Annotated in this window: 8 protein-coding genes and 1 pseudogene; 1 reads left to right on the forward strand and 8 read right to left on the reverse strand. The window is 72.4% G+C overall.

Translation table 11 applies throughout. The features are described 5' to 3' along the window. Window positions 1-248: 248 nt before the first annotated feature. Both ABCR83_RS00005 and ABCR83_RS00010 read right to left on the reverse strand, forming a co-directional pair. The gene (locus ABCR83_RS00005; RefSeq protein WP_462692031.1) at window positions 249-461 is read right to left on the reverse strand and encodes a hypothetical protein; all 213 of its coding nucleotides are present in this window, start codon (window positions 459-461) and stop codon (window positions 249-251) included. A 296-nt stretch (window positions 462-757) separates the two neighbouring features. Beyond that, window positions 758-970: pseudogene (locus ABCR83_RS00010) on the reverse strand (hypothetical protein); the annotation flags it as partial. A gap of 195 nt (window positions 971-1,165) precedes the next feature. Here ABCR83_RS00010 and ABCR83_RS00015 point away from each other — a divergent pair. Further along, complete coding sequence (locus ABCR83_RS00015) at window positions 1,166-2,407, forward strand: serine/threonine-protein kinase (protein WP_462692032.1); 1,242 nt, start codon at window positions 1,166-1,168, stop codon at window positions 2,405-2,407. Here ABCR83_RS00015 and ABCR83_RS00020 read toward each other — a convergent pair. The 6 genes from ABCR83_RS00020 to ABCR83_RS00045 form a co-directional block, all read right to left on the reverse strand. Beyond that, window positions 2,374-3,192, reverse strand: coding sequence for a TrmH family RNA methyltransferase (locus ABCR83_RS00020; protein WP_462692033.1), 819 nt, complete (start codon window positions 3,190-3,192; stop codon window positions 2,374-2,376). The two genes, ABCR83_RS00015 and ABCR83_RS00020, sit on opposite strands and share 34 nt — an antisense overlap. 45 nt (window positions 3,193-3,237) lie before the next feature. Continuing rightward, window positions 3,238-4,503 (reverse strand): uroporphyrinogen-III C-methyltransferase, encoded by a 1,266-nt coding sequence (gene cobA / locus ABCR83_RS00025; protein WP_462692034.1) that lies wholly within the window; start codon window positions 4,501-4,503, stop codon window positions 3,238-3,240. A 205-nt stretch (window positions 4,504-4,708) separates the two neighbouring features. Further along, window positions 4,709-8,074: a nicotinate-nucleotide--dimethylbenzimidazole phosphoribosyltransferase gene (gene cobT, locus ABCR83_RS00030; protein WP_462692035.1), complete on the reverse strand. Its 3,366-nt coding sequence runs from the start codon at window positions 8,072-8,074 to the stop codon at window positions 4,709-4,711. A gap of 218 nt (window positions 8,075-8,292) precedes the next feature. Continuing rightward, window positions 8,293-9,528, reverse strand: coding sequence for a precorrin-6y C5,15-methyltransferase (decarboxylating) subunit CbiE (cbiE, locus tag ABCR83_RS00035; protein WP_462692036.1), 1,236 nt, complete (start codon window positions 9,526-9,528; stop codon window positions 8,293-8,295). Between the two features lie 118 nt (window positions 9,529-9,646). Further along, window positions 9,647-10,288: a GNAT family N-acetyltransferase gene (locus ABCR83_RS00040; RefSeq protein WP_462692037.1), complete on the reverse strand. Its 642-nt coding sequence runs from the start codon at window positions 10,286-10,288 to the stop codon at window positions 9,647-9,649. Between the two features lie 290 nt (window positions 10,289-10,578). Continuing rightward, the gene (locus ABCR83_RS00045) at window positions 10,579-11,454 is read right to left on the reverse strand and encodes a MetQ/NlpA family ABC transporter substrate-binding protein (RefSeq protein ID WP_462692038.1); all 876 of its coding nucleotides are present in this window, start codon (window positions 11,452-11,454) and stop codon (window positions 10,579-10,581) included. Between the last annotated feature and the right edge of the window lie 34 nt (window positions 11,455-11,488).

Genomic DNA, 11,488 nt, shown 5'->3' on the forward strand with positions numbered 1-11,488 from the left:
GAGAGCGCTTCCCTGACACGGAAGAGGTCACTGGTTCAATCCCAGTATCGCGCACATGATCGGCCGGGGGCCGGGGCGTTGAGCTCCGGCTCCCGGCCTTTTGCCGTCCGTGCCAAAGCGGGCACGCACGACCGGCCGGGCACCTCTTCAGGCGCCCGGCCGGTCGTGCCGTCCGCCGCACCCCCGTCCCCACGGGGTTAATGGCCGGTGTGTCCCCGACCCGGGCCGCTCTCCCGGGTCCGGAGCGCTCAGCGCCCCAGCATCCCGGCCACGGACGACGCTTGAATGACGACGGCGTCCCAGCCGCCGAAGGCCACGGCGAGGAAGACCGCGAAGGGCAGCACCATCGCCAGGGCGACCAGTGGGTGTCGCGTGCTCGACGGGTGGCCGAAGGCATCCGTGGCCTGGGATCCGCGCGCCCGGTGGAACGTGCGGACTGCCTGCGGTGCCTCCTGTGCCATCGTCCTTCTCCCGCCGTGCCCGGCCCTGTTGTGGGGGCCCCTGCCGTGTCCCGCTCGGTGGTGTCCGACAGCGGCGGGCGTCTGACCTCGGGGGACGAGTGATACGCCCGCCGCTTGGCATCAACACTAGGGGCCGTCGCTCGGACCGGCGTCATGCCCGCGTACCGCTTGTACGGCCTCCCGGAGGATGACGCCCGCCCGGGGCGACTACTCCCCTGGGTGGAGACAATGGCGTCACTTCCCGGGGACATCCCGGAGAGGGCAGGGGCCTTCCGGTGTTCGCCCCTTCGTGAGGCCCTGCCCACCGGGTGTTCCACCAGTGCCAGCACCCGGTGGGTCGCAAAGCACGCGGTACGCACGACGGATCCCGCTCTCGTGACTTCACTCACTTCGATCATGCCGCGGTGAACCGTCGTCTCCACCTTCCGGCCGACTTTGTCCGCCGTCACTTCAAACGTTCGAGTCGTGACTCCGACGGTCACGACGATCTCCACTCGGTCACCCTTCACTGCGTCAATCCCCCTCCCGCACCGGTCCCTTGGGTCCGGACGTCCTTGTCGGGGCGCTGGATTCCGTGCCCCGTATCCACTCTTCGAGGATCCCACCCGCCACTGACAATCCGGTCGCCGACGCATGCGCGGCCTATCGGCGCACTTGGCCGTCAGTCCGTAAGCTGTGGCACGTCAGACGGACCAGCAGCGGGGATGAAGATGACGATGATGCGGCTCCGGCGCGAGGACCCGCGTGTCGTCGGCTCGTTCCGGCTGCACCGCCGACTCGGCGCGGGCGGCATGGGCGTGGTGTACCTGGGCTCCGATCGGCGCGGGCAGCGGGTGGCGCTGAAGGTGATCCGGCCGGATCTGGCAGAGGACCAGGAGTTCCGTTCCCGCTTCGCGCGTGAGGTCTCGGCCGCGCGGCGCATCCGCGGCGGCTGTACGGCGCGGTTGGTGGCCGCCGATCTGGACGCGGACCGGCCGTGGTTTGCCACCCAATACGTGCCGGGGCCCTCGCTGCACGACAAGGTCAATGAGGAGGGTCCCCTGTCGGCGGCTCAGACCGCCTCCATCGGGGCGGCGTTGGCCGAGGGACTGCTGGCGGTGCACGACGCGGGGGTGGTGCACCGCGACCTCAAACCCTCGAATATCCTGCTCTCTCCCAAGGGCCCTCGCATCATCGACTTCGGCATCGCCTGGGCGACGGGGGCGAGCACACTGACGCACGTCGGCACGGCGGTCGGCTCCCCGGGGTTCCTCGCCCCCGAACAGGTACGCGGTGCGGCAGTGACACCCGCGACGGACGTCTTCGCGCTGGGCGCGACGCTCGCATACGCCTCGACCGCGGACTCCCCCTTCGGGCAGGGCAGTTCGGAGATCATGCTCTACCGCGTGGTGCACGAGGAGCCACAGCTCATGAGCGTGCCCGATGCGTTGACACCGCTGGTGCACGCATGTTTGGCCAAGGATCCCGAGGAGCGGCCCAGCACGCTCCAGCTGTCACTGCGCCTCAAGGAGATCGCGGCACGTGAGGCGCACGGACTGGCGGACGGCCGTCGGGCCCCGGTCCGCCGGGGGCCTGAGCGGCCGTCAGGTGAGCGGGCCGAGGAGTACGCCGAGCAGCGCACCGAACCGCGTCCCTCCGGCCCTTCCGCATCACGCCCGTCTGCACTCGCCGACGCTCAGGGGCAGAGACGGCCCACCGGACGGGGCGGTACGCGCCCGGGGGCACGTACCGGCTCCCGTGCGGGCGTGGCGCCTGGTGCCCGCCGCCCGGGACCCGACCGGCGGTTGCTGCGCCAGCGACTGATCGTGTTCGTCGTGGTGACCCTGCTGGTCGCGCTGGGCATCGCGGCCGCACAAGGATGCGAGGGTCCCAGGAAACAGGCGGGGTCGGCACCTTCCTGCCCCGCCACCGCTCAATCCTGCGGACGGCCTGGCGCCACCGCATAGAACGCCACGGCAGCCGCCGCGCCCACGTTGAGCGAGTCGATCCCGTGGGCCATGGGGATGCGAACCCATTCGTCGGCCGCTCGCAGGGCACGGGCCGACAGGCCCTCGCCCTCCGCGCCGAGCATGAGTGCGACGCGGTCCAGCCGGTGCGGAGCGGCTGCGTCCATGGGCACGGCCTTCTCGTCCGGGGTGAGGGCGAGTACTCGAAAGCCCGCCGCGCGTACGGTCTCCAGGTCGCGAGGCCAGGTTTCCAGACGTGCGTACGGCACGGAGAAGACGGCTCCCATGGAGACCTTCACGGAGCGCCGGTAGAGAGGGTCCGCGCAATCCGGGGAGAGCAGGACAGCATCCATGCCGAGTGCGGCGGCGCTGCGGAAGACCGCCCCGATGTTGGTGTGGTCGTTCACGGCCTCCATGACGGCGACGCGTCGTGCCATGCCCAGCAGTTCGGCGGGCTCCGGCAGCGGCTTGCGCTGCATGGAGGCCAGTGCACCGCGGTGCACGTGATAGCCCGTCACTCGCTCGGCGAGGTGCGGGCTCACGACATAGGCCGGGGCGGGGGCCTCCTCGACAACGCCACGCATCGCATCGACCCACTTGGCCGACAGCAGCATCGACCGCATCTCGTACCCGGCGTGCCGTGCTCGACGGATGACCTTCTCGCCCTCGGCGATGAAGAGCCCCTCGGCGGGCTCGCGGCGGCGCCGGAGCTCGACATCGGTGAGACCGGTGTAGTCGCGCAGGCGCGGGTCCTCGGGGTCGTCGATGGTGATGAGTTCGGCCACGGAGTCACTGCCTTGCCTTGAGGAGAAGGGTGCCAACTGAAGCTGCTAGCAGCCGGTTTCCGGTCCGACCGCGACCACGGCGCCGATCACGATGACGGCCGGTGGCCGTATGCCCTCGGTCCTGACCCGCTCTCCCACGGTCGCCAGGGTGGCGTCCACCCGACGCTGAGCCGCGGTGGTGCCCTCCTGGATCACCGCGACCGGAGTGCTGGCGGGACGCCCATGACGGACGAGGGCTTCGGCGATGGAGCCGATGTTCTCCACCGACATCAGCAGGACGAGCGTGCCCCGAAGCCCCGCGAGCGCCGCCCAGTCGACGAGCGAACGCGGATCGTCGGGGGCGACATGGCCGCTGACGACCGTGAACTCATGGGCCACACCACGGTGGGTGACGGGGATGCCGGCCGCACCGGGGACGCTGATGGAGCTCGAGATTCCGGGTACGACGGTGCAGGGAATGCCGTGCTCGGCCAGCGCCTGCGCCTCTTCCATGCCCCGGCCGAAGACATAGGGATCGCCGCCCTTGAGCCGGACGACGGCTTTTCCGGCCCTGGCGTGCTCGATAAGGGCGTTGTTGATGGCCTCCTGGGCCATGGACCGGCCATATGGGATCTTCGCGGCGTCGATCACCTCCACATGCGGCGGGAGTTCATCGAGCAGGTCACGCGGGCCGAGCCGGTCGGCGATGACCACATCGGCCTCGGCGAGGAGACGGCGGCCACGTACGGTGATCAGATCCGGGTCGCCGGGGCCGCCGCCGACGAGAGCGACTCGCCCTGCGGAAGCCTCCCGGGCCCGATGGTGTGGTGCCGGGAGCGAACCGTCGCGCAGCCCCTCGACGATGGCGTCCCGCACGGCGGCCGAGCGGCGCGGGTCCTGGCCGGTCAGGACGGCTACGGTCACGCCCTCGCTGCGGCCGGTGGCCGGGGTCCAGGCGGAGGCGGCCGCGGCGTCGTCACTGCGCACGGCCCACACCCGGCGGGCTTCGGCCTCGGCGGAGGCCGCCTCGTTGGCGGCGGGATCGTCGGTGGAGATCAGGGCGTACCAGGCGCCTTCCAGATCTCCGTCGCGGTAGCGGCGGCGCTCCCAGCGCAGTTCGCCGGAGGCCGCCATCGCCTCGACGGACGGGGTTGCGGACGGCGAGATCAACAGCACCTCGGCACCCGCCGCGAGCAGTGCGGGCAGGCGGCGCTGCGCAACCTGTCCCGCACCGAGGACGACGATGCGGCGCCCGGCGAGCCGCAGCCCGACGGGATAAGCCGGGCTCTGGGCGTGCGCAGCGTTGTCGGCGTGCTCGGCGTACTCGGCCATGGCGGTGCGGCTCTCCTCGTGCGATTGCGCTGCGCTTGCCGCTGCGGCGGTGGAGCGGCTGGTCGGGCGTGGGGCGCGGCCCCGGGGACACCCTATGGGGCGGTGCCGGCGGGATGGGAAGGGGACGGGGCGGGACGAACCCGCCAGGGCCCGTCCCGCCCCGTCCCCGGCCATCGGTTCAACGGTCGCAGACGTGCTGACGCCGTCAGCTCTTCTCGGTGACGCCCGCCGTGTCGAACGTCGCGACCTCGTGCATGGCGCGGGCCGCGCTCTGCACGACCGGCAGGGCCAGCAGGGCACCCGTGCCCTCTCCCAGCCGGAGGTCGAGGTCGACCAGTGGCCGGAGCCCCAGCTTGGTAAGTGCGGCGACATGGCCGGGCTCGGCGCTGCGGTGGCCCGCGATGCACGCGGCGAGCGCCTCGGGAGCGATGGCGCGGGCGACGAGCGCGGCGGCTCCGGCGCTCACGCCGTCGAGGATGACGGGCGTGCGCAGCGAGGCGCCACCCAGGATCAGCCCGACAAGCGCGGCGTGCTCCAGCCCGCCGACGGCGGCGAGCACGCCGATCGGGTCCTCAGGGTCCGGCCGGTGCAGTTCCAGGGCGCGGCGGACGACGTCGATCTTGCACGCGTGCATCTCGTCGTTGATACCGGTGCCACGGCCGGTGACCTCGGCGGGGTCGGCACCCGTGTAGACGGAGATGAGGGCGGCCGACACCGTGGTGTTGGCGATGCCCATCTCGCCCGTCAGGAGCGCCTTGTTGCCCGCCGTGACCAGGTCACGTGCCGTCTCGATGCCGACCTCGATGGCGCGCAGCGCCTCCTCGCGGGACATGGCGGGTCCGGCGGTGAAATCGCCGGTGCCGGGCCGGACCTTGCGTGGCAGCAGGCCGGGGGTGGCGGGAAGGTCGGCCGCGACGCCCACGTCCACGATGCAGACCTCGGCGCCGACCTGGTTGGCGAAGGCGTTGCACACCGCGCCGCCGCCCAGGAAGTTGGCCACCATCTGCGAGGTGACCTCCTGGGGCCAGGCCGTGACGCCCTGGGCGTGCACCCCGTGGTCGCCCGCGAAGATCGCGACCGCGGCGGGCTCCGGGATCGGCGGCGGGCACTTGCGGGACAGGCCGCACAGCTGGGCGGAGATGATCTCCAGCATGCCGAGCGCGCCCGACGGCTTGGTCATCCGCTTCTGCCGTTCCCAGGCCTCGCCGAGCGCCTTGGCGTCCAGCGGACGGATGCCTCGCAGGGTTTCGGCGAGCAGGTCGTGCGGGTCCTCGCCGGGCAGCGCGCGCCGCCCGTACGTCTCCTCGTGCACCACCCAGGACAGCGGCCGGCGCTTGGACCAGCCCGCCTGCATCAGCTCGGGTTCGTCGGGGAACTCGTCGACGTATCCGATGCACAGGTAGGCGACGATCTCGAGGTGCTCGGGCAGGTCGAGTTCGCGCACGAGCTCTCGCTCGTCGAAGAAGCTGACCCAGCCGACGCCGAGTCCTTCGGCCCGGGCGGCGAGCCAGAGGTTCTCGACGGCGAGCGCGGAGGAGTACGGCGCCATCTGCGGCTGGCTGTGCCGGCCGAGGGTGTGGCGGCCGCCCCGGGTGGGGTCGGCGGTGACCACGATGTTGACGGGCGTGTCGAGGATCGCCTCGATCTTCAGTTCCTTGAACTGTTTGGCCCGTGCCTTCGGCAGCGAGTCCGCATACGCCTGGCGCTGCCGCGCGGCCAGCCGGTGCACCGTCTGCCGGGTCTCGGCGGAGCGGATGACGACGAAGTCCCAGGGCTGTGAGTGCCCGACGCTGGGTGCGGTGTGCGCGGCCTCGAGGACGCGCAGCAGCACATCGTGCGGGATGGGGTCGGTGCGGAAGCCATTGCGGATATCGCGGCGCTCCCGCATCACCCGGTGCACGGCGGCCCGTTCGGCCTCGTCGTATCCGACGGCGGGCGGGCCGAGGGGCTCGAGGGATGCGGTGGGTGCGGTCGCCGGCACCGGGGCTTCGGACCGTGGTTCGTCCTGCCGGACGAACTCGAGGGCGGGGGCGGGCTCCTGCGGGGGTGCGGGGGTGGTGGTGTCCATGGCCGGAGCCGTGCCATCCGTGCCGGAGGCGGAGTCCGGTCGTACGGCGTCGGCGACTGCGGGCGGCACCGCCGGGGCCGGTGGCTCGACGGTTTCGGTGGGTGTGGTCCGGGTTTCCTGCTCGGCCGGGGCCGAGTGGGGGGCGGCGACCACTGGTGCGGCAGGCGGCGGCGCCTCGGGGAGCGAGGTCTCGGCCTGCTCCGGCACTGCCCGAGCGGCCGGTACGGACTCGACGAGCGGAACCACGTCGGGACCCTGCGGCTGGGACGCGACGGGCGCCGCCGGGGCGTCCGCGACCGCGGGGGCGGGGGCCGCCGGCTGGGTCAGGGGTCCGGGTTCGGTCCGCGCCGGTTCCGGGACGGCGGGCGCGGCGGGCTGTTCCTGCTGTGCGCTCCCGGGCACGGACACCGTGATCGGTTCGGGCGCGGGGGTCGCGGCCGCCCGCTCCTGCGGGGCGGGCTCGGGTGCGCTTGTGACAGCCGGGGCGGGGGGTGCCGCCGGGGTGAGGGCAGGGGCGACGGCCGGGGTCGTACCGCCGAGGGTTTCGGCCGGTTCCGCCGGTGCTTCGGCGTCGGCCGGGGACACGGTGCCGACGGCCGGCAGCCGGGCCGGGCCGGGTGCGGGGGCGCTCTCGGCGGTCGCCACGGCGACGGCCTGCGGCCGGGCCGCGGGCGCATCGGACACGATCTCGGCCGTGGCGTCCGCGGGCAAGCGCATCTGCGGCACCGACGACAGGGTTTCGTGTGGTGCGGGGCTCTGGGCCTCGGGCTCGGCCGTGCCCGGTGCCTGCGGGGCATCGCCGCTCGGCTCCTGGGCGACTATCGCGTGGTCCGCCGCGGGCTCGCCGGTCGCCGGAGCGCCGCCGGCGTTCTGTGCCGGGACGAACGCGACCGCGGGCCCTACGGCCGGTGTCTCGTCCACGGGGGCGTGTTCCCGGACAGGAGCCTCGGGCAGCGGCGCGGGCGCCTCGGCGAGCGGGGCCTGCTGCGGTTGGGCATCCCATATGTCCGGCTGCGGAGCCTCGGTGGTAACGGGCTCGGCCTCGGTGCGCGGCACGTCGAGGCTCTCGGGGGCCGGAGCCGCCACGGCCGGCTGTGGAACCGGGGAACCGACGGGCTGTGGCGAAGTCGCCGGGCCGCGGTCGGCGAGGGAACGCACCACCCCGTTCGAGTTGTCCGGCACGGGTGGCCCCATGTGCAGCGGGCGTCGGGGCGCCGAGGGCGGCGTCCGCAGCTCATCCGGACCGGCCGGTCCGGTGTCCCGGCCGCCCGGCTCGTGCGTGCCGCCCTGGGCCGGGGGCTGTTCCATCCATGCGCCCTGGGCGCCCGGCATCAGCAGCAGATCGTCCTCGTCCGCGGTGTCCCCGGGGTCGAGAAAGCTGTAGGTGGAAGGACGGGGGCCGGTGTCGGCAGGGGCCGCGACATCCGCGGGGAGCGGGTGCCCGGGCGTTGCGCCTGCGTTCTCCGGCTGTCCCTCACCCGGGAACCGGCCGGTGTCGGTCATGCGTACCCCTCACCCATCGGTAGTGCTCCTTCCAACCGCTCACGCCCATATGCAAGAACGAGCGTCGATGCCTCGCGGCACGTTGCGTGCCACCCGTGCCACCCTGCCGTGCGCTCCGTCAAAACGGAGGTGTGTTCGGGACATTGGTGACTGTGGTGTCGGACACCGGGCGGCTGCACAACGATCCGCCAGCCTACCCTCCGCCCGGCGGAGGGAGATCACGGGTGGGTGCGACGGCCACTCAGCAGGAAGGCTACGGCGCGCTCGCGCTCCGTCCACGTGCTTGTGTCCAACTCCACGGCCTGGAGCAGCGCGCACTCCACGGCGTACCCGCCCTCGGCCAGTGCCCTGCCGATGGCCTCCGCTTCGTCACGGTTGGCGGCGTGCGCGACGATCCGCTCGGGACGGCGGTCGGCACAGGCGGCGACGACCGGAGCCCCGCCGCCCCCGACGCGTACCACATCGGGTTCGGGCAGGTCCTCGAGGACCTGGGGCGCGGTGCCGTGGACGACCTGGAGTTGTACGCCGTAGTGGCGGGCGACGGCGACGGCGTGTCCGCAGGCGTCCGCGTCCCGGTCGACGGCGATGACGGCCGCGCCGAACCGGGCGGCCTCGACGGCGACGGCGGCGCTGCCCGAGCCGATGTCCCACACCAGGTCACCCACCCGGGGCCCCAGGCGGGCGAGTTGAGCGGCGCGCAACTCGGTGGTCTCGCCTGCGCCGAGCGCCGTGCCGTAGGCGTCGGCGGGCAGGGCCCAGCCGCGTACCGGGGGATGTCCGGGGTCATGGCCGGCGATCCAGCCACCCGTCGTCCGGTGCCCTGCTGCCGCTCCGTCGTCGACGCCGCCGCCGGAACCGCCGATGACGATGACGACGTTGGGGTCGCGCCAGGCGTGGTCGGCCACCTTGTCGGAGGTGAGCACCGTGACCCGTTCGCGGGCGGTGCCCAGCTCCTCGCAGATGACAAAGGTGCGGTGGACGGGGCCGAGGAGGAGGGCGAGTTCGGCGGGCCCGGCGCCGGGCGAGGTGAGGACGGCGACCTTGGGGTGCGCGCGGCAGACGTTGACGGCCCGCCGCAGTTCACGGCCGTGGGCGACCACGATCCGGGCGTCGTCCCAGGGCATCCCGACCCTGGCGAAGGCGGCCGCGACGGAGGAGACGGCGGGCACCACCTCGACCTCCAGGCCGTGTTCGGGTGCGCGCAGGGTGCGCACGACACCGAAGAAGCCCGGGTCGCCGTCGGCGAGGACGACGGCGGTGCCGCGGTGCCGGGCGATGCGGCGGGCGGCGAGGCCGACACTGCCGAGCCTGATGCGCTCGGCGGAGGGTGGTATCTCGGGCAGCGCGAGGTGGTGTGCGGCCCCGGCCACGAGGGTGGCGGCGCCCACCGCGGAGCGGGCCGCGTCCGTCAGCGGCGAGCCGTCCCACCCGATCACCGTGACCCGGTCGGCCATCGTCGTCTGTCTCCTGGGCTTGTCTTCGGGTCCGGGGGCCCGCGGTGTGCGCGGGCATGGTGAGGGTACCCCGGCAGGTCCGTACCACTGCCCGGGGTGAGGGGTGGGAGCCGCGGCGCTAGCGCCAGCCGGGGAAGGCGGGGGCGTAGTCGGTGCCGCCGGTGTGCTGCTCGCGGGCCTCTTCGAGGTCTTCGGGGAGCAGGCTCCAGACGATGAGGTCGGTGCGGATGTCGGTCCAGCCGCCGTCCTCGGTGCGGCTGCGTGCTATCCAGGCGTTGCGAAGGACACCCTCGCTGATGCAGCCGGTCTTCTGGGCGACCTGCTGGGAGGCGGTGTTGTCGGCGGCGGTCCGCAATTCGAGGCGCTCGAACTTCTGGTCGCGGAACAGCCATTCGGCGACGGCGAGGACGGATTCGCAGGCGTAGCCCTCGCCGCGGGCCCAGGGCGCGGTGAGATAGCCGACCTCGGTGGAGAGGGTGCGCCAGTCGGTGTGGTGGAGGTGCACGGTGCCGACGAGGCGGTGGGTGAGGAACTCGGTGACCGCAAAGACGATTCCGCGCCCGGAGGTGCGCTCCGCGGGCGCGAGGCGCAGGGCCCACTCCCGGGCATCGGCGGTGGTGTAGGGGTACGGGGCGGCGGTCCAGGCGACGATGAGCTCGTCGTTCATCATCTCGGCGAGCGCGGGTACGTCCGCGGCGTCGAACGGGCGCAGCACCAGCCGGTCCGTACTGATGGAGATGTCCGGAAAGGTGGAAGTCATGCGCTGCTCCAACGCCGGGGCGGGTGGGCTCGAGTCTGTCTCGGTGGTCCGGTCGGGTGTGGCCCGGGCGCACCAGCATGCAGTATCGGTACGCGAGTGTGCCAAGCGCGGCAGCCCCGCGCACGCGGTGCGTGTGCGGGGCCTGCGGCCGCCGAGACGGCTGAGATTACCGGCGTTTCCCTCGCGATGTCGGTCCGGGCGCCCCGATGGCCTGTCGTTTCGGCCGGGGTCCGGGGGCCGCGCGGCGTCGGCCGCCCGTGTCCGCGGCCCCGGAGACCGCAGCGCGTGTGTCAGCTCTTGACGGCGCCGAAGGCGGGAATGACGGCGCCGTTGCTGAACTTCTGCTCGATGAACTTCTTGACCTCGTCGGAGTTGAGGAGCCCGGCGAGCTTCACGATGCGCGGGTCCTTCTCGTTGCCCTTCTTGACGGCCAGGAAGTTGGCGTAGGGGTTGCCCTCGGCCTTCTCCAGGGCGAGGGAGTCCTTGGCCGGGTTGAGCTTGGCGCCGATGGCGAAGTTGCCGTTGATGACCGCGGCGTCGACGTCGGCCAGGCGGGCCGGGATCTGGGCCGCCTCGATCTCGGTGAACTTGAGGCCCTTCTTGTCCTTGATGTCGGCGAGGGTGGCGCTGCTGCCCACGCCGTCCTTGAGCTCGATGACCTTGTGGTCGGCGAGCAGTTTGAGGGCGCGGCCCTCGTTGGTGGCGTCGTTGGGGACGGCGACGGTGGAGCCGCTGGTGAGTTCGCTGAGCTTCTTGACCTTCTTGGAGTAGAGGCCGAGCGGCTCGATCTCGACGTTGACGACCGGCACGATGTCCGTCTTGTTCTTCTTGTTGAAGTCGTCGAGGTAGGGCTTGTGCTGGAAGAAGTTGCCGTCGACGTCGCCGCTCTGGGTGGCGGTGTTGGGCACGTTGTAGTCGTTGAGCTCCTTCACCTCCAGCTTCAGGCCGGCCTTCTCCGCCAGGTGGTCCCGGACGTAGTTGAGGATGTCGCCATGCGGGGTGGGACTGGCGGCGATGACCAGCGCGGCCTTGGGGTCGGCGTCCTTGCCCTTCTTCTCCGATCTGCCGGAGGACGAGGAGTCGGACGGGGCGCTGCAGGCGCTGAGGCCGAGGGTGAGTGCGGCGGCTGCCGCGACGGCGGCGGTGAGCTTGACGGTGGTACGCACGAAGAGTGCCTCTTTCCTGTTCACGAGGTGTTGC

The organism is Streptomyces xingningensis (genome assembly GCF_054957865.1).